This is a genomic window from Roseateles sp. P4_D2 (assembly GCF_056401875.1).
Map to the genome: position 1 here is coordinate 127,278 of NZ_JBFUIM010000009.1, position 17,185 is coordinate 144,462.

Below are 17,185 nucleotides of genomic sequence, written 5' to 3' on the forward strand. Positions count from 1 at the left end.
ACTGCATGAAGACGAACGACGCCAGCCGATGGATTGCCGGCTTGGGCCTCGCCCTCGGTCTGGGCGGCGCAGCGCAGGCCATCGAAGTGGCCGGCCTCAAGTTCGACGACACCGTCAAGGTCGCCGGCAAGGAATTGAAGGTCAACGGCGCTGGGGTGCGCGTGCGCATCGTGGTCAAGGTCTATGCCCTGGTGCTTTACCTGCCCGAGAAGAAGGACACGACGGCCGGCGTGCTGGACACCCAGGGCCCGCGCCGCTTCAGCCTCGGCCTGCTGCGCGAGGTGACCGGTGACGACCTGGGCCAGGCCTTCATGGCTGGCATCACGGCCAACACCGACAAGGCCGAGCGCTCCAAGTTCGTCAACCAGCTGGCCCAGTTCGGCGAGGCCTTCGTCAACATCCCGCAGGGCAAGAAGGGTGACGTCATCACCGTGGACTGGATCCCGGACACCGGCACCGTCATGGCCCTGAACGGCAAGCCCATCGGCGAACCGATGAAGGACGTCAATTTCTACAATGCCATCCTGAAGATCTGGCTGGGCGACAAGCCCGTCGACTCTTCGCTCAAGCCCGCCCTGCTGGGCAAGGGCTGACGCTCGTGCACCACGAAACGCGCCACGTCGCCACGCGTCGTGGCGCGTTTCGCTTTGGACTCGCCAATCTCATGGCAGCATGAGCGCCGCCCGGCCGCCCGAAGGCGCTCAGCTCCCGCTTGGCGGGACAGCGCACCGCGCCAAGGGTGCACCAATGAGTTCATCTTGAGCCGCAAGCCCTCGTCATCGCTCTTTGCCGCCCTGGCTCTTGGCGCCAGCATCGGCTTGCTGCTGCCGGCCCTCATCGTCGGCGGCCTCTTCATCGGCCTGCGCGAATCCAAGGTCGCCGAGCAGGCGCTGCAGCGCGACCTCGACGCCAAGCTCGACGTGCTGGCCAGCAGCTTGCCCGAGCTGCTGTGGAACCTGGACGCCGTGGCCGCACGGGAGGTGGTGTCGGCCATCGTCAAGTCGCCCGAGGTCGTGCGCGTCAGCGTCAGCGACGCGTCCCAGGGCCTGCCCTTTATCGAGAACCACCTGCCCGAGCGCCGCCTGGGCCAGACGCTGACCGGCGAGCGCGACATCCTGCGCGGCGCCACGCGCATCGGCCACATCCAGATCGAGATCGACGACCACCTCAGCACGACGGCCGTGCTGCGCCAGCGCTGGCTCTATGGCGCGACCGTCGGCGGCCAATTGCTGGCCTCGCTGGCCCTGGTGCTGTGGCTGTTGAACTCGCGCCTGTTCCGCCCGCTGCGTGAGCTCGGCGACTTCGCCAACGACCTCGCCGAGGGCCGCTTCAATGCCAAGCTGGAGCACACCCGCCAGGACGAGATCGGCCTGCTCGGCGGCCACCTCGAGCACATGCGCGACGCACTGCAGCAGCAGTTCGACGCCCAGCGCAATCTCATCGAACGCCTGCGCGGCATGGCTGAGACGGTGCCCGGCGTCGTCTATCAGCTGCGCTTGGCCGTCAACGGCGAGTTCTCGTTCGCCTATGTCAGCGAGGCGGTGCGCGAATACTTCCTGCTCGGCAGCGCCGAGCTGAGCCGCAGCGCGACGCCCTGGTTCGAGCGCATCCATCCCGACGACCGCGCCGCCGTGCGCGAGAGCCTGCTGGCCTCGGCGCGCAACCTCAGCCCCTGGCAGCAGGAGTTCCGCACGCCGCAGGCGGACGGCAGCGAGCGCTGGATCTACGGCAATGCCATCGCCCAGCGCGAGGCCGACGGCAGCGTGTTGTGGCACGGCTTCCTGACCGACATCTCACGCCAGCGCCGCGACGCGCTGGAGCTGGAGCGCTACCGCCATCATCTCGAGGAACTCGTCGAGGCGCGCACTGCCGAGCTGGCGGAAGCTACGCAGGCCGCCCAGGCCGCGAGCCTGGCCAAGAGCGCCTTCCTGGCCAACATGAGCCACGAGATCCGCACGCCGATGAATGCCATCATCGGCCTGACTTATCTGGCCCAGAGCGACACCATCGAGCCCGAGCAGCAGCAGCGTCTGCAGAAGGTCGCCAATGCGGCCGAGCACCTGCTCAGCGTCATCAACAACGTACTGGATTTCTCCAAGATCGAGGCTGGCAAGGTGAGGCTGGAGCAGCGCGAATTCACGGTCGGCGAGGTGCTGGACAACATCGCCAACATGACGACCCAGGCCGCCGCGGCCAAGCGGCTGCGTGTCGAGACCGACGTTGCGCCGGAGCTGGGCGGCCGCGTGCTGATCGGCGACCCGCAGCGCATCTCCGAAGTGCTGCTGAACTTCGCCGGCAATGCGGTCAAGTTCACCGACAGCGGTTTCGTGCGCCTGGCCGCGCGGCTCGACGAGACCCAGCCCGGCCCGGCGCTGGCACTGCGCTTCGAGGTGCAGGACAGCGGGATCGGCATTGCGAACGATGCGCAGGCGCGGCTGTTCCGCGACTTCGAGCAGGCCGACAGTTCCACGACGCGGCGCTATGGCGGCACCGGCCTGGGCCTGGCAATCTGCCGGCGCCTGGCCCACTTGATGGGCGGCCATGTCGGCGTCGACAGCACCTTGAACCGCGGCAGCACGTTCTGGTTCACCCTGCCCGTCGAGGCCGGCAGCCAGGCGCCGGCGCCGCCGGTAGCGGCCCCACGGCCGCATTCAGCGCGAGAACGGCTTGCCGAGCTGGCACGAGCCCAGCCGCGCCGTCTGCTGCTGGCCGAGGACAACCCCGTCAACCAGGAGGTGGCCGTCGCCCTCATCGGCAGTGCCGGCCTGGCGGTGGATGTGGCTGCCGATGGGCAGCAGGCCGTCGACATGGTCAAGGCCGGTGACTACGCCCTGGTGCTGATGGACGTGCAGATGCCCGTCATGGATGGCCTGGACGCAACGCGCGCCATCCGCCGCCTGCCCCAAGGCGCCGAGCTCCCCATCCTCGCCATGACGGCCAATGCCTTCGATGACGAGCGCCAGCGCTGCCTGGACGCCGGCATGGACGACCACGTCGCCAAGCCGGTCGTCGCCGAGCAGCTGTTCGCGACGCTGCACGACTGGCTGTCTGGGGTGAGACGTGTGACCCCTCGCCCAGTCGCACCCCGCTGAACGCGGCTGCACCTGGTCCGTCCCCCGAGGGGACGGCGATGCTTGCGGCATTGAGCCGCAAGCACATCGCCCAAGCGGGCCGGCTCGGTGAACTGGAGTCGGACACAAGCAGTCCCTGCGGGCCGCTTGTGCCTACGGAAGGCCATGAGCCTCTGGCTCATGGCAGGCCCAGCGCTCGGCCCGAAGACCGTTACTGGGATTCTTTGATGAGCCGCCCCGAGCCGGCCTGCAGCGGCCGCGCATTCATCGGGTAGAGCTTGGCGAAGATGCCGAGCTGCTGGGCCGTCATGGTGACGGGCTGGCGCAGCACCATCCACAGCACGCCTTCGCTGCAGGGCGGCGTCGTCAGCGAACCCATGTAGGTGTAGTAGCCGCGCTCGGCGGGCAGCAACTGGTTCAGGTCGATCTGCACCTGGGCTTGCAAGGCCTCGCCCTTTTCCAGTGGCAGGTTGGCCCAGACCGTCTGGATCACCGGCTGGGGCTTGTTGTCGGGCCCGCGCTCCAGCAGCACGGCGACGACGGCGAGCTTGCCTTGCGCATCCTTGTGTACCAAGTGGGCCACCATGTCGGATTGCTTGCCGTTGACGCGCTCTTCGCTCGGGCGGTGGAAGTGGAACTGCACGAGTTCATAGCGCCGGCCCATGACGGTCAGGCCGTTGCCGGCGCCGACATTGACCTGGATGGTGTGGCCGTTGTCCTGCACCGAAAAGCTGCTGGTGCGGTAGTCGAAGCTGATCTTCTCCAACTCGACGGCGATGCCCTCGCGGATGTCGATGGGGCTCTGGCGCGTGCCGACGGCGCACAGCTTGTTCTCCGGCGCCAGCTCGGCCCAGCGCTCGGGGCCGATGTCGCCGGTGTAGCCCCAATGCGTCGGCTTGGCGGCCTCGGCCTTGCCCGGCTTGACGGGTTTGGCCGCCGGCTTGGCGGTGGCCGTGCCCTCGGGCTTGGTGGACAGGCGATCCGCCAGGCGCTGGCGCAGCACCTCCACGGGTTCCTTGGGTTCCTCTGCCTGCGCAGCCGCACAGGCGGCCAGCAGCGCGGTGATCAGCCAGCGCTTTTTCATCATGTCGGTGATTTCGGCAAGCGGCCGCCAGGCTTGAGTCACGATCAGGCCGCAACGGAGCGCCTGACGCCGTACCAGGCCACCAGGCCGACCATCATCAGCCCCGCCGACGTGAGGGCCAGAGCCACGGTCGAGTGCATGACCAGCGGCACCAGCACACCAGCCACCAGGCCATTGGCCGCCGAGCCGATGCAGGCCTGCAGCGACGAAGCCATGCCGCGGCGCTCGGGCACCTGGTCCAGCACCAGCAGCGTGACGACGGGCACCATCAGCGCCCAGCCGAAGGCGAACAGGCCGACCATGGGCAAGGCCCAGAAGGGGCTCAGCGGCGCGAACAGGTTGAGCAGCACATTGGTGATCGACACGGCCACCATGATGCGAAAGCCCCGCATGATCTGGCGCTTCGGGCCCATCTTGCCCGCCAGCCGGCCGCTGACCGCGGCGCCAGCCATGATGCCGCCGATGGAGCACAGGAAGAACCAGAAAAACTGCTGCGGCGCGAAGTGCAGATGTTCACCCAGGAACACCGGCGTGGCCAGCACGTAGAGAAACATGCCGTTGAACGGGATGCCGCTGGCCAGCACCAGCATCATGAACTTCGGGCTGCTGCACAGCCGCCAGTACTCGCGCATCAGTGCGCCGACGTGGAAGGGCTGCACCAGGTTCGCGTGCAGCGTCTCGGGCAGCAGCCGCCAGTTGGATACCAGCAGGGCAGCGCCCACGGCGGTCAGGAACCAGAAGATGGAGTGCCAGTCGGCGTGCACGAACAGGAAGCCGCCCACCATGGGGGCGATGGCCGGTGCCACACCGAAGAAAAGTGTCACCTGCGACATCACGCGCTGGGCATCCGCCGGCGGGAACATGTCGCGGATGATGGCCCGCGACACGACGATGCCGGCGCCAGCCGACATGCCCTGCACCGTCCGCCAGAACACCAGCTGGCCGATGGAGCCCGCCACTGCGCAGCCGACGCTGGCCGCCGTGAAGACGCCCAGGCCGATCAGCACGACGGGGCGGCGGCCGAAGCAGTCCGACAGCGCGCCGTGGAAGAGGTTCATGAAGGCGAAGCCCAGCAGATAGGCGGACAGCGTCTGCTGCATCTGCACCGGGGTCGCATCCAGCGCCGCGGCAATGCCGGCAAAGGCCGGCAGATAGGTGTCGATGGAGAAGGGGCCCACCATGGCCAAACAGGCCAACAGCACGGACAGGGCCCAGCGAGGCGCACGCCAGAGGCGGCTGGCTTCGGGATTCATGCAAGGCAGTCTATCGAGCCGGGGCCGTTCAGCCGAAAGAAAGAGGCAAGAAAAGAGTGAAGCAAGCCGATAGGCCGGATTCTGTGCGCCGCCCTCCCCTTGCGGTTCGGACGGCGTGACCGCCATTCCTCTGGGCCGAGCATCACTGCCCGGCTCGGTGCCACCTACCCGCCAGCTCTGCGAGCCGCATCAACGCTGGCCTACTTGGTGTTGCTGCGCGTAGAGATTGCCCGTTTCACCTCTGCCGGGCAGAGCCCGGCAGAGGTGCTATGCGGCTCGCGCTTGCGCGCGAGGGTGCGAGGCCTTCGCCTCACCCCAACGCCAGCTTGCGCTGGCGCCGCATAGACCACCCATCGGGGTGTCCCAGCAGAACTCGTCTCTGTTGCTCTGATCCTCGGCTTTCGCCGGGCAGCCGTTAGCTGCTACGCCGCTCTATGCAGTCCGGACCTTCCTCCAGGGCCATGTTTCCATGCTTGCCCCAGCGGCGGTCTGGCTTGCTTCACGGGAGCGAGTATCGCAGGCACGGGCATGTGGTTTGCCTGAGGCCACGTCCACTACCGAGATTCCGTCATGACTTCACCCGTGAGAACCGGCCAGGCGCAGATCATGGGCCGCCAGGAGTTCGGCGAGCGCTTCCGGCAACGCTTCGTCGACCCGGCCTACGGCGCCGAGCGCGACGCATTGGGTCGGCTGGAGCAGATTGCCTGGGAGGCCTTCGAGGAAGGCCGCAAGGCCCCGATCACCGTCAAGGCCGGTGCGGGCTTTGCCGATCCCGACTACGACCTATCGCGCGAATGGCGCGACCTGCACCTGCGGCTGAAGGAGGCTCAGGACGCCTGGGCCAGCTCATCATCGCGCGTCCTCGTCATCAACGCCTCGCCGCGCAACGACGGCAGCTGCCCCGGTGAGATGTCCAAGACCTGGCGCATGACACAGATCGCCCGCGCCGCCTGCGAGGCCGAAGGCATGGCCGTGGAAGTGCTGGACCTGAGCCGGTTGACGTCGGATTACGACCGCCACATCCACCCCTGCAAGGGCTGCGTGTCCACCGCGATGCCGCTGTGCCACTGGCCCTGCAGCTGCTACCCCAACCACGCCACCGGGCAGACCAACGACTGGATGGCCGAGATCTACGAGCATTGGGTGCGCGCCCACGGCGTGCTGCTGTTGACGCCGGTGCACTGGTACCAGGCCACCAGCCCGCTGAAACTGATGATGGACCGCCTCGTTTGCGCCGACGGCGGCAACCCCGACCCGACCTCCACCCAGGGCAAGAAGCCCGAACTGGCGCGCGAGATGGAGCTCAAGGGCTGGGGCTACCCCAAGCACCTCGCTGGTCGCATCTACGGCCTCGTCGTGCACGGCGACGTCGCCGGCATCGACGGCACGCGCCGTGCGCTGTCGGACTGGCTGGACTGGATGGGCCTGGTCGACGCCGGATTCGGCGCGCGCTTGGACCGCTATATCGGCTACTACGAGCCCTATGCAACCAGCCATGACGCTCTGGACAAGGACACCGACGTGCAGGAAGAGGTCAAGCGTGCCGCGCGCGCGGTGGCGCTCAGCGTTGGCCTGATGCGCGACGGGCACATAAAGCATGGCGACGAAGGCCTGCCCAAGCCACGCACCAAGTGAGCTGGCACACTGCTCCGATTCGCAGAAACGGAGCCCTCGATGAAAGCCGCCAGCATCCTCGACACCATCGGCAACACGCCGCACATCCGCCTGCAGCGCCTGTTCAGCGGCGCCGAGGTGTGGGTCAAGTCCGAGCGCAGCAACCCGGGCGGCTCCATCAAGGACCGCATCGCGCTGTCGATGATCGAGGACGCCGAAGCGCAGGGCCTGCTCAAGCCCGGCGGCACCATCATCGAGCCGACCTCGGGCAACACCGGCGTGGGCCTGGCGATGGTGGCGGCGGTGAAGGGCTACAAGCTCATCCTCGTCATGCCGGACAGCATGAGCATCGAGCGCCGCCGCCTGATGCTGGCGTATGGCGCGAGCTTTGACCTGACGCCGCGCGAGAAGGGCATGAAGGGCGCCATCGCCCGCGCCCGTGAGCTGCTGGAGCAGCACCCCGGCTCCTGGATGCCGCAGCAGTTCGAGAACGCCGCCAACCCGGCCATCCACGTCAAGGCAACGGCCCAGGAAATCCTGCGCGACTTCCCTGAAGGCCTGGACGCGCTGATCACCGGCGTCGGCACCGGCGGCCACATCACCGGCTGCGCTCAGGTGCTCAAGGCCGCCTGGCCCCAACTCAAGGTCTACGCGGTGGAACCCAGCGCTTCACCGGTCATCAGCGGCGGCCAGCCCAGCCCGCACCCCATCCAGGGCATCGGCGCGGGCTTCATCCCGGCGGTGCTGGACACGGCGCTGCTGGACGGCGTCATCCAGGTCGAGGCCGAGGCCGCACGCGAATACGCCCGCCGCTGCGCCCGCGAGGAAGGCCTGCTCGTGGGTATCTCCAGCGGCGCGACGCTCGCGGCCATTGCGCAGAAGCTGCCCGAGCTGCCCGCGAATGCACGTGTGCTCGGCTTCAACTACGACACCGGCGAGCGCTACCTCTCGGTCGACGGCTTCCTGCCACAGACCTGAGCGCAGCGCCTCACTCGCCGGCGCCGACGTCGTCGTCGACGGCGCCCTCGTTGTCCTTGCGCGCCTGCCTGGCCAGTTCGGCCTTCAGCGGCTTCAGCGAATCGATCAGCGTCTCAGGCGGCTGCGGCGACACGAGGCGCAGCGCCGGCGGCGGCAGGCTGGCCAGATAGGGCGGGCCGAAGACGTATTGCTGTTCCTGGCGGCTGCCCACCTGCAGGCCCAGGAAGAGCAGCAGCAGGGCCGCAATGCCGCCGTTCAGGATGCGCCGCGCGCCCGGCCAGACCAGGCCGGCATGCCAGGCAACCAACGCCGCAGCGGCCACCGGCGTGGCCAGCGACTCCACCACCATCAGGCGCGGCCACGAGAAGGCATAGGCCACTGCCGGCAGCAGCCACTCCAGCACCTGCAGCGTGACGATGACAACCAGGGCACGGCGCAGATGCGTCGTGAACGGGAAGCGATGATGAAAGAGCTGGCTGGCCAGCGACCACAGCCCGGCCCAGCCGAGTACGAAGGCCAGCGGCCCGAGCAACGGCGAGGCGTAGTCGATCCAGCGTGCGTCCGGGTCGACGGCGCTCCAGCGGTCCAGCCACTGGAAGAACACCAGAGACAGCAGCAGCAGCGGCAGCAGAGCCCAGTGGCGCACCGGATGGATCACCATCAAATGCTCGGGCGCCAGCGCGTCGGCGCTGGTGCGCAGGCGCAGCGAGCAGCTCGCGAGTTGGAAGGCGCCGCCTTCGGGCAGCGTGGCCTCCTCGCCCGCGGCCAGGCGCTTGCCGGCGACGCTGCCGCCATTGCGGCTGTCCAGCAGCCTGAGACTGACACCACCGCCGGGGGCGAGTTGCAGCTCGGCATGTTCCACGGCGAGGTGGCCGTCGTCCAGCACGATGTCGCAGGCCGGCGAGCGGCCGATGCGCACCGGCCAGTGCGTCACGCGCTGCACCAGGGTCGCGCGGCCGTCGCGGCCCAGCAGTTCGACGACTGCGGCGTCAGGGATGGCAGGCATCACTTGGCTTTGCTGTTCGTCCACGCGAAGCCCTCCAGGTAATGCGCCGCCAGCTTGAGCGCGTTGTCGAAGCTGATGCCGCGGGCGTCGAAGCGGCCCAGCGCGCCTTCGGTGGGTGAGTCCACCGTCGTCACGAGCACGCTGAGGTCGTGTAGGCCGTCCAGCTTGCGGTAGGCGCGCAGGCAAACGACGGCTCGCAGCGGTAGTCCATCACGATCGACGAACTGCTCCTTGCAGTACGGCGCGGTGCGCGACTTGTCGGCGCTCCCCAGGCGCTCGTTGCGAAAGCTCCCCGTGTACTGGCGCGCAAAGCGCAGCGCCCCGAGCTTGCTGCCGTCATAGGCCTCATGGGACATGTCCAGCCAGCCCGTCTGCAGATTGCCGCTGACGAAGAGGGCGTGGTCCATGCGGCACTGCGAGCGTTCGAAGTCCAGGCCCTTGGTATCGGCCGAGGTGCCCCGCCCCCAGCAGCGCATGAAGTCCTGCTTGGGCACGGGCAGGCGGTAGCGGTCGTGATTGGCACTCTCCCACGGTGCGGCCAGGAAGCGCGTGACGAGCTCGTCCTGGTAGCGCGTCAACTGGTCGCGCAGCCGGCCCCAGGCCGCCGTGCGGATGGGTTTGGCGGCGAGGCTGCGCTTGACCAGGCTCTCGGCGAACTCGCCGGGCACGAGGAAGCTGACCTGTTGGGCGAACAGCAGCGTCGACACATTGACGCCGACGACCAGGCCGTCCTCGTCCAGCACCGGGCCGCCGCTCATGCCGGGGTTGATGCCGCCGGCGTAATAGATCAGCGGGTCGAAGCTGCGCTCCACCAGGCCGTTGTAATTGCCCTCGACGACGGCGAAGGCCACGTCGTGCGGGTTGCCCATGGAATAGATGCGCTCGCCCTTGGCCAGCGGCTGGTTCTGCGGGCGGAAGGTCAGCGCGCCGCGGCCCTTGAGCCCACCGCCCTTGCCGTCGTCGACGGCACGCAGCAGCGCGAGGTCTCGGCGGGCGTCGAAGTCCAGCAGCTCCAGCGCCCCGCCCTGGCTGTCAGTCGTCGCGTAACGCAGCCGGTAGCTGTCGGGCTCCAGCGCGAACTGGCTGATGACGTGGTAGTTCGTGACGACATGGCCGTCGTCGCTGACGAGGAAGCCCGAGCCGACCGAGGCCTGGCTGTCCTGGGTCTTGAGCAGCGTGCGGATCTGCAGCAGCTGGCCCTTGCTGCGCTCATACAGGCGCCGGGCGCTGGCGGACACGGTGGGGGGCTGCGCCTGTGGCTGCTGCGGATTGGGCGCGGTGGCGGGCGCGGGCGGCGGCGATTGCGCAGCAGCGGCAAGGGCCAGGCCGGCGAACGCCGCACCCAGCAGGGACTTCAGACAGGACTTCAGCAAGCAGGACCTCCGGTGGAGGCCGCCGATGCTAGCCGCTTTGCGCACGACAGCCGCTCGTCACCGCGCAAGGCCCGTGAAGCATTCCGAATCATCCGTGGCCGAAGCGGACCTGGTTGGGCTGCTTGGCCGGCTGCAGCTGGAAGGCCTGCGGGTGCTTGCGGAACAGCTTGGTCGACGCTGCCGTCTTGGGCAGCAGGCCGGCCTCTTTCAGCGCCTTGGCCGCCACGCCGAGGTCATGCCATTGGCCATCGGCCAGCCTGGGCAGCAGGGCCAGGATGGCATTGATCTCCCGAGCGGCGGCAACGTTGGCGTCAACCGGGGCGGGTGTCGCGGCCGGCTTGGGTGCAGGCGCCGGCGCAGCCTTCGGCGCAGGTGCAGGTGCCGGCGTTGGCTTCGCAGCCGGCGCAGGGGCCGGGGCCGCGGCCTTGGCCGGCGCGGCTCTCTTCGCGGCTGGCCGGGGAGACGCGGTCTTCCTCGCCGGCTGGCGCTTGGCCGAAGGCTTGCCGCTGTCATGGGCCAGCTCGTTGAACTGGTCGTAGATGGCGATGACGCCGTCGCCCGTCTTGCCGTGCTGGCCGAAGCCGCGCAGCCAGGCGCCCTTCTCGCGCAGGCGCAGCACCAGCGGTGCAAAGTCGCTGTCCGACGACACCAGCACGATGACGTCGGGCTTCTCGGTGATGGCCAGTTCCATCGCGTCGACGGCCATGGCAATGTCGGTCGAGTTCTTGCCAATGGCGAGATTGACGATGGCGCGCAGGCCCAGGCGCTTCAGGAAGGACTGGTGGGTCTGCGCCTGCTCTGCGTTGCAGTAGGCGCGGCGGATGTGGACGGCTTCATAGTCCTTGAAGGCCATCTGCAGGGCCTGCTCGATGACGTCGGTGGCGACGTTGTCGAAGTCGACGAGAAAAGCAACTTTCTTCATGCGATGAGTTTCCAGTTCAGGGTTTCGCCGCCGCGCAGAGGCTTCAACTGCGCTTCACCGAAGGGCACGGCGCTGGGCAGGGTCCAGGGCTCGCGCTTCAGGGTGACGGTGCCGGTGTTGCGCGGCAGGCCGTAGAAGTCGGGGCCGTGGTGGCCGGCAAAGGCGTCGAGCTTGTCGAGCGCACCAATGCCTTCGAAGGCCTCGGCATACAGCTCCAGCGCCGAGATGGCCGTGAAGCAGCCGGCGCCGCAGACCGAGTTTTCCTTCAGCTGGGCGGCGTGCGGCGCGCTGTCGGTGCCGAGGAAGAATTTCGGCAGGCCGGAGGCCGCGGCTTTCAGCAACGCCTGGCGGTGCTCCTCGCGCTTCAGCACGGGCAGGCAGTAGTAGTGCGGGCGCAGGCCGCCGGTGAAGATGGCGTTGCGGTTGTAGAGCAGATGCTGCGGCGTGATGGTGGCGGCCGTGAAGCGGTCGCTCTCTAGCACGTACTGGGCCGCTTCCTTGGTCGTGATGTGCTCGAAAACGACCTTCAGCTCGGGCATGGCCGCGCGCAACGGCTTCATGACGCGCTCGACGAAGACGGCTTCGCGGTCGAAGATGTCGATGTCGCCGTCCGTCACCTCGCCGTGCACCAGGAAGAGCAGGCCCTCGCGCTGCATGGCTTCCAACGTCCTGTAGGTCTTGCGCAGGTCTGTCACGCCGGCGTCGCTGTTTGTCGTGGCACCGGCCGGATAGAGCTTGAGGGCGACGACGCCCGCACCCTTGGCACGCTTGATCTCGTCCGGCGGCGTGTTGTCCGTCAGGTACATCGTCATCAGCGGCTGGAAGTCCAGGCCCTCAGGCAACGCGGCCAGGATGCGCTCGCGGTAGGCCACCGCCTGGGCGGCCGTCGTGACCGGCGGGCGCAGATTCGGCATGACGATGGCGCGGGCGAACTGGCGCGCCGTGTAGGGCAGCACGCTGGCGAGCGCCGCCTCGTCGCGCAGATGCAAGTGCCAGTCGTCAGGCCGGGTGAGGGTGAGCTGTATGGGAGCTTGGGTCATAAAACCGGATTGTCGCCGCCGCACCCCGCCCGGTGCAGGCACACTGCGCATCTCATTGAAAGGAGCTTGCACCCCCTCATGAACACCCCAAAACGACTGGCCGGTACCCTGGTCCTGTTGGCGCTGTTTGGCGGCGCCCTGTTTTTTGCATTGCGCGCCAATGACGAAACCAAGCAGATCGCGCAGGAGCAGTCGGCCGTCGCGAGCGCCGAGCCGCTCAAGGGTCTGATCGCCGTCGACGTGGAGGCGTTCTTCAAGGACGAGAGGGTGAGCAAGCTGCTGGCTGGCGCCAAGCTGCCGGTGCAGGTGGCCCGCGTGGGCAGCCGCGACATGGCGGCGAAGATCGGCGCGGCCGACCAGCCCGACTTCTTCATCGCCAGCGGCGTCGTCGCCGCCAACATGATTGCCGACGCCGCGCGCAAGGCCGGCAAGACCGCGACGCAGACCTCGCCCTTCCACACGCCGCTGGTCGTGGCGTCCTGGGAGCCGGTCGCCAAGATCCTGGCCGCCAACGGCATGGCCAAGACGATGGCGCCCAAGGTCTACAGCCTGGACATGGAGAAGTTGACGCAGGCCATGCTGGCCAAGCAGCGCTGGCGTGACCTGAAAGCCAGTGGCGACTACGCGGTGTCGCGCAGCGTGCTGGTGAGCACGACCGACATCCGCCGCAGCAACTCGGCCGCCATGTATCTGGCGCTGACTTCGGCGGCGCTGAACGGTGACGTGGTGGCCGACCGCACGGCAGCGCAGAAGTACGCGGCCCAGCTCGCCGAGCTGTTCAAGCGCCAGGGCTTCCAGGAGAACTACGTCAACGGCGCCTTCGACGACTATCTGTCCATCGGCATGGGCAAGACGCCGCTGACCTTCATCTACGAGGCCCAGATGGTGGCCCAGGCGCAAAAGGGCGGTGTGCGGCCCGAGATGGTGCTGATGTACCCGCAGCCCACCATCGTCAACAAATGGGTGCTGGTGGCGCTGAACGAGCGCGGCAAGCAACTGGCCGAACTGCTGGCGACGAACAAGACGCTGCAGGCGGTGGCGCTGGAGCAGGGCTTCCGCACCGGCGACACGGCCGCGTTTGCCGCCGCCACGCAGAAGGCCGGCCTGGCCGTGGACGTGAAGATGAACCAGGTCATCGACCCGCCGGGGTTCGACCTGATGTTTGAAATGATCGACATCGTCAGCCGGGAGATGAACCAGTGATGCGCCGTGCCCTACTGTTGTTGAGCTTCGCGCTGCTGGCCGCCTGCGGCAAGAAGCCTGAGCCCGCCGCGCCGACGGCGCCCGAAGCGCCCCAGAGCGCCGGCGCCACGCTGCAGGTGCTGGCCACCAGCGACCTGAAAGACATCGAGCCGCTGGCCGCACAGATCAAGGCCGCCACCGGCATCGACGTGCAGTTCCGCTTCGGCGGCACGATGGAGAGCACGCAGGAGGTGCTCAGCGGTGACAGCGCCGGCAAGCCCAAGCCCGACGTGGCCTGGTTCGCCAACGCCAAATACCTGCTCAGCGACGCGGCCGGCCAGGGCAAGGTCAAGCTGCAGGAAAAGATCATGCTGTCGCCCATGGCGGTAGGCGTCAGCAAGAGCGATGCGGCCAAGAACGGCTGGGACAAGCCCGACGCCAAGCTGACCTGGGCCGACATCACCCGTGCCGCCAAGCAAGGCAAGCTGCAGTACGCGCTGTCCAACCCGGCCACCAGCAACCAGGGCTTCATGGCCCTGCTGGGCGTGGTGGCCGCGGCCGGCGGCAAGGGCGAGGCGCTCTCCGCCGCCGATGTGGACCGTGGCGCGATTGCCGACTTCCTGAAGGGCTACAAGATCGTCGGTGACAACTCGACCTACCTGGCCGAGCAGTTCATCAAGCAGCAGGGCACTCGGGCCAACGCCTTCATCAACTACGAGAGCTGGCTGCTGAGCCTCAACGCCAGCGGCAAGCTGCGCGAGCCCCTGCACCTGATCTATCCGTACGAAGGTGTGGCCACGGCCGACTACCCGTTCATGCTGCTCAACGAGGCGCGTCGAGCCGACTACCTGAAGGTCGTCGAATACCTGAAGGGCGACACCGCCCAACTGTGGCTGGCACGCCAGACGCTGCGCCGCCCGATGCGCGCCGAGGTGGCCACCCAGGTCGCCGACATCCTGCCGGCGCGCGGCTTCCAGGTCGAGCTGCCCTTCTCGCCCGACCGCCAGCTGGCCGACGGCCTCATCGACGCCTACCTGAACGAGTTCCGCAAGCCTATTGCCAGCACCTTCGTGCTGGACACCAGCGGCAGCATGCAGGGCAAGCGCCGCGAGCAGCTCGTCGAGGCCATCCACTACCTGGCGGGCGCCGACGCATCGCTGACCGGCCGCGTCGCCAAGCTGACCAACCGCGAGCGGCTGTGGTTCCTGCCCTTCAGCGACCGGCCGCGCGAGCCGGTGGCCTTCGAGATCCCGGCCGGCAGCAAGGTGGCCAAGGGCGTGCTGCCGCAGGCCGACACCGAGGCCAAGCGCAATGAGCTCAAGCGCGTGCGCGACGCCGCCGACGAACTGAAGATGGCCGGCGGCACGGCCCTGTACGACGCGGTACTGGCCGGCCTGCAGCAGATGCTGGAGGAACGCAAGCGCAACCCCGACTACCAGTACTCGGTCGTCGCCTTCACCGACGGCAAGAGCAATATGGGCCGCCGCCTGGAAGACTTCAAACGCGCCTACGAGCAGCTGCCCGAGGACGTGCGCGGCATCCCCGTCTTCATGGTGCTGTTCGGCGAGGCCGACGCGGGCGACCTCAAGGCGCTGGTGGAGATCACCGGCGGCCGCGTCTTCGACGCGCGCAAGATGCCGCTGTATGCGGTGTTCAAGGACATCCGGGCGTATCAATGAGCGGGCTTCTCAGATGGCTGAACGCGCCAGCCAACTGGTGCGGCCTGCTGGCGGCGACCGCCGTGCTGGTGCTGAAGGGCCTGGGCTTTCTCGGCGGCTGGGGTTTGGGTGTCGCGGCGCTCGGCTATGCCGTCGGCCTGGTGGGTGGTGCGCTCTGGTGGGGCTGGCCCAGCACGCGCGAGGACGAGTGGGAGGCGCTGAACTTCGAGGACGAGGGCGACGCCCGCGAGGCCATGGGCCGGGCGCTGGCCGGTGTGCGCGGCCTGACGGAACACAACCCGGGCGGGCGCATTCCGGCGCCGCTGGCCCAGCGCATCAAGCAGCTCTGCCAGCGCCTCGAAGGCCTGCTCGACCAGTGGGAGCGCAGCAAGGGCCAGCTCAGCCTGCAGGAGACCTTCCACGCGCGCCACATCGCCATCAGCTATCTGCCGCAGGCGCTCAACACCTACCTCAGCATCCCGGCCCAGTTCGCCACCACCAAGCTGCTGGCCAATGGCAAGACGGCGCAGACCACCTTCGAGGGCGTGCTGGCCGAGCTGGAGACCAAGGTCGAGCAGCTCGGCGACGATCTCGCCTCGCAGGACGCCCAGGCCTTCCTGCGCCACAGTGAATTCCTGAACCAGAAGTTCGGCAGCAAGGACATCGCATGAACACCACGACCACGACAACCGCCGCTCCCACGTTCACGCTGACCCCGCCCGAGGTCATCACGCCGGTGCAACCGGCCGCCGCCGTCGAGGCCGTGCCGCTGAAGGCCGAGGTCAGCAGCCAGGTGGATGCGCAGGTGCAGCGCTTCATCGAGGCGCTGGGGAAGGAAGACCTGCACAGCGAACCCTTCAAGGCCAAGCTGGACAGCGCCTTCCAGCTCGGCCGCCAGGAGATCAGCCTGGCCGCCGGGCTGATGCAGGGCAGCCTGATGCAGCGCAATTTCGTCGGCGCGACCGACACGCCGGCCTACAAGGCCATCGCGGCCATCCGCGGCCAGCTCGACGAGCTCAACCCCGGCAAGGACGGCGACCTGCTGCAGCCGCGCAAGCTGCTCGGAATCATCCCCTTCGGCAACAAGCTGGAGGCCTATTTCCGCCGCTTCCAGTCCGCCAGCTCGCAGCTGCAGACGGCCATGACCCAGCTCTACGCGGCCAAGGACGACATCCAGAAGGACGTCATCGACGTCGAGGCCACGCGCAGCAAGCTCTGGGAGGCGATGCAGAAGCTCGCCGCCGCCGCGCGCTTTGCTCGTGTGCTGGACGAACGCCTGGCCACGCGCGTGCAGGAGCTGCAGCCGACCGACCCGATGAAGGCCAAGGCACTCGAACAGGAGGTGCTGTTCTATGCCCGTCAGAACCTGGCCGACATCCAGACCCAGCAGGCCGTCTGCGTGAACGGCTATCTGGCGCTGGACGTGCTGAAGAAGACCGGCCGCGAGATGATGATTGGCTGCGATCGCGTCGCGACGACGGGCATGAGTGCCCTGGCCGTGGCCCAGACCGTGGCGCGCGCCACCGGCAACCAGATCGAGGTCATGCAGATGCTGCAGGGCGTCAACAAGACCATCGGCGACCTCATCAACCAGACCGGCACGGCGCTGAACCAGCATGTGGACGCGACGGCCGAGTTCTCGGCCAACCCCATGCTGGGCATCCAGCAGATCCAGTCCATGTTCGACCAGACCTTCCAGGCCATGGACGCCATGGACAACTTCCGCAGCAAGGCCATCGAGACCATGGGCACCAACAACAAGCTCATCCAGGAGCAGCTGCAGCGCTCCGAGGGCTATCTGGACCGCGTGCGCCAGCAGCAGGCCAAGGCGGCAGTGTCGGGCGCGGCGGCCATCGACGGGCCGGTCAAGCTATAGGGAAGCGCTGAACAAGTCCTCACGCGCGGCGCATCCCTGCTTTGGGCGGTCTGCTGCGTTGCAAATCCTCGCCATAGCCAAGCTATGGCTGTGGTTTGCGCCTTGCAGCCCATCCCAAACCAGGGCGC

At 67.9% G+C, this 17,185-nt stretch carries 14 protein-coding genes and 1 other RNA gene; 8 read left to right on the forward strand and 7 right to left on the reverse strand.

Features of this window, described 5'->3' with window-relative positions:
- Positions 1 to 5 precede the first annotated feature (5 nt).
- Together AC1DW0_RS17560 and AC1DW0_RS17565 are read left to right on the forward strand one after the other, a co-directional pair.
- Complete coding sequence (locus AC1DW0_RS17560) at positions 6 to 593, forward strand: chalcone isomerase family protein (RefSeq protein WP_457442884.1); 588 nt, start codon at positions 6 to 8, stop codon at positions 591 to 593.
- Between the two features lie 165 nt (positions 594 to 758).
- Positions 759 to 3,092: an ATP-binding protein gene (locus AC1DW0_RS17565; protein WP_457323999.1), complete on the forward strand. Its 2,334-nt coding sequence runs from the start codon at positions 759 to 761 to the stop codon at positions 3,090 to 3,092.
- A 190-nt stretch (positions 3,093 to 3,282) separates the two neighbouring features.
- Here AC1DW0_RS17565 and AC1DW0_RS17570 read toward each other — a convergent pair whose 3' ends face one another.
- The 3 genes from AC1DW0_RS17570 to rnpB form a co-directional block, all read right to left on the reverse strand.
- Complete coding sequence (locus AC1DW0_RS17570; protein WP_235532075.1) at positions 3,283 to 4,197, reverse strand: carbonic anhydrase; 915 nt, start codon at positions 4,195 to 4,197, stop codon at positions 3,283 to 3,285.
- A 2-nt stretch (positions 4,198 to 4,199) separates the two neighbouring features.
- The gene (locus AC1DW0_RS17575; protein WP_457350236.1) at positions 4,200 to 5,408 is read right to left on the reverse strand and encodes a multidrug effflux MFS transporter; all 1,209 of its coding nucleotides are present in this window, start codon (positions 5,406 to 5,408) and stop codon (positions 4,200 to 4,202) included.
- A 54-nt stretch (positions 5,409 to 5,462) separates the two neighbouring features.
- Positions 5,463 to 5,909: RNase P RNA component class A (gene rnpB, locus AC1DW0_RS17580), an RNA gene on the reverse strand.
- A 69-nt stretch (positions 5,910 to 5,978) separates the two neighbouring features.
- On the opposite strand from rnpB, the gene AC1DW0_RS17585 reads away from it, so the two are divergent.
- The gene (locus AC1DW0_RS17585; protein ID WP_457442878.1) at positions 5,979 to 7,043 is read left to right on the forward strand and encodes a flavodoxin family protein; all 1,065 of its coding nucleotides are present in this window, start codon (positions 5,979 to 5,981) and stop codon (positions 7,041 to 7,043) included.
- A gap of 39 nt (positions 7,044 to 7,082) precedes the next feature.
- Entirely contained in the window at positions 7,083 to 8,000 is a 918-nt protein-coding gene (gene cysK / locus AC1DW0_RS17590; protein WP_457350240.1) for a cysteine synthase A, read from the forward strand.
- 10 nt (positions 8,001 to 8,010) lie between these two features.
- Here cysK and AC1DW0_RS17595 read toward each other — a convergent pair whose 3' ends face one another.
- The 4 genes from AC1DW0_RS17595 to pyrC form a co-directional block, all read right to left on the reverse strand.
- Positions 8,011 to 9,006 (reverse strand): FHA domain-containing protein, encoded by a 996-nt coding sequence (locus AC1DW0_RS17595; RefSeq protein WP_477947104.1) that lies wholly within the window; start codon positions 9,004 to 9,006, stop codon positions 8,011 to 8,013.
- Positions 9,006 to 10,379 carry a S1 family peptidase gene (locus AC1DW0_RS17600; protein WP_477947106.1) on the reverse strand — a complete coding sequence of 458 codons (1,374 nt, stop codon included), beginning with the start codon at positions 10,377 to 10,379 and terminating at the stop codon, positions 9,006 to 9,008. Before AC1DW0_RS17600 ends, AC1DW0_RS17595 begins: the two co-directional genes overlap by 1 nt.
- An 88-nt stretch (positions 10,380 to 10,467) precedes the next feature.
- On the reverse strand, positions 10,468 to 11,301 hold the full coding sequence (locus tag AC1DW0_RS17605) for an NYN domain-containing protein (protein WP_457350244.1): 834 nt from the start codon (positions 11,299 to 11,301) through the stop codon (positions 10,468 to 10,470).
- On the reverse strand, positions 11,298 to 12,341 hold the full coding sequence (pyrC, locus tag AC1DW0_RS17610; RefSeq protein WP_477947108.1) for a dihydroorotase: 1,044 nt from the start codon (positions 12,339 to 12,341) through the stop codon (positions 11,298 to 11,300). The genes AC1DW0_RS17605 and pyrC overlap by 4 nt, the downstream gene beginning before the upstream one ends.
- Positions 12,342 to 12,419: 78 nt before the next feature.
- Between pyrC and AC1DW0_RS17615 the strand changes: the two genes are divergently transcribed.
- The 4 genes from AC1DW0_RS17615 to AC1DW0_RS17630 are packed head-to-tail and all read left to right on the forward strand — an operon-like array spanning position 12,420 to position 17,057.
- Positions 12,420 to 13,544 carry a hypothetical protein gene (locus AC1DW0_RS17615; protein WP_477947110.1) on the forward strand — a complete coding sequence of 375 codons (1,125 nt, stop codon included), beginning with the start codon at positions 12,420 to 12,422 and terminating at the stop codon, positions 13,542 to 13,544.
- Entirely contained in the window at positions 13,544 to 15,202 is a 1,659-nt protein-coding gene (locus AC1DW0_RS17620; RefSeq protein WP_477947112.1) for a vWA domain-containing protein, read from the forward strand. The genes AC1DW0_RS17615 and AC1DW0_RS17620 overlap by 1 nt, the downstream gene beginning before the upstream one ends.
- Positions 15,199 to 15,852 carry a hypothetical protein gene (locus AC1DW0_RS17625; RefSeq protein WP_477947114.1) on the forward strand — a complete coding sequence of 218 codons (654 nt, stop codon included), beginning with the start codon at positions 15,199 to 15,201 and terminating at the stop codon, positions 15,850 to 15,852. Before AC1DW0_RS17620 ends, AC1DW0_RS17625 begins: the two co-directional genes overlap by 4 nt.
- Positions 15,849 to 17,057 (forward strand): toxic anion resistance protein, encoded by a 1,209-nt coding sequence (locus tag AC1DW0_RS17630; RefSeq protein WP_477947116.1) that lies wholly within the window; start codon positions 15,849 to 15,851, stop codon positions 17,055 to 17,057. The genes AC1DW0_RS17625 and AC1DW0_RS17630 overlap by 4 nt, the downstream gene beginning before the upstream one ends.
- The last annotated feature ends 128 nt before the right edge of the window (positions 17,058 to 17,185 follow it).

Coding starts and splice junctions, on each gene's coding strand:
- AC1DW0_RS17605 (WP_457350244.1), bottom strand. CDS start 11,301: ATGAAGAAAGTTGCTTTTCTCGTCGACTTCGACAACGTCGCCACCGAC.
- AC1DW0_RS17560 (WP_457442884.1), top strand. CDS start 6: ATGAAGACGAACGACGCCAGCCGATGGATTGCCGGCTTGGGCCTCGCC.
- AC1DW0_RS17615 (WP_477947110.1), top strand. CDS start 12,420: ATGAACACCCCAAAACGACTGGCCGGTACCCTGGTCCTGTTGGCGCTG.
- AC1DW0_RS17620 (WP_477947112.1), top strand. CDS start 13,544: ATGCGCCGTGCCCTACTGTTGTTGAGCTTCGCGCTGCTGGCCGCCTGC.
- AC1DW0_RS17585 (WP_457442878.1), top strand. CDS start 5,979: ATGACTTCACCCGTGAGAACCGGCCAGGCGCAGATCATGGGCCGCCAG.
- cysK (WP_457350240.1), top strand. CDS start 7,083: ATGAAAGCCGCCAGCATCCTCGACACCATCGGCAACACGCCGCACATC.
- AC1DW0_RS17575 (WP_457350236.1), bottom strand. CDS start 5,408: ATGAATCCCGAAGCCAGCCGCCTCTGGCGTGCGCCTCGCTGGGCCCTG.
- AC1DW0_RS17630 (WP_477947116.1), top strand. CDS start 15,849: ATGAACACCACGACCACGACAACCGCCGCTCCCACGTTCACGCTGACC.
- AC1DW0_RS17625 (WP_477947114.1), top strand. CDS start 15,199: ATGAGCGGGCTTCTCAGATGGCTGAACGCGCCAGCCAACTGGTGCGGC.
- AC1DW0_RS17595 (WP_477947104.1), bottom strand. CDS start 9,006: ATGCCTGCCATCCCTGACGCCGCAGTCGTCGAACTGCTGGGCCGCGAC.
- pyrC (WP_477947108.1), bottom strand. CDS start 12,341: ATGACCCAAGCTCCCATACAGCTCACCCTCACCCGGCCTGACGACTGG.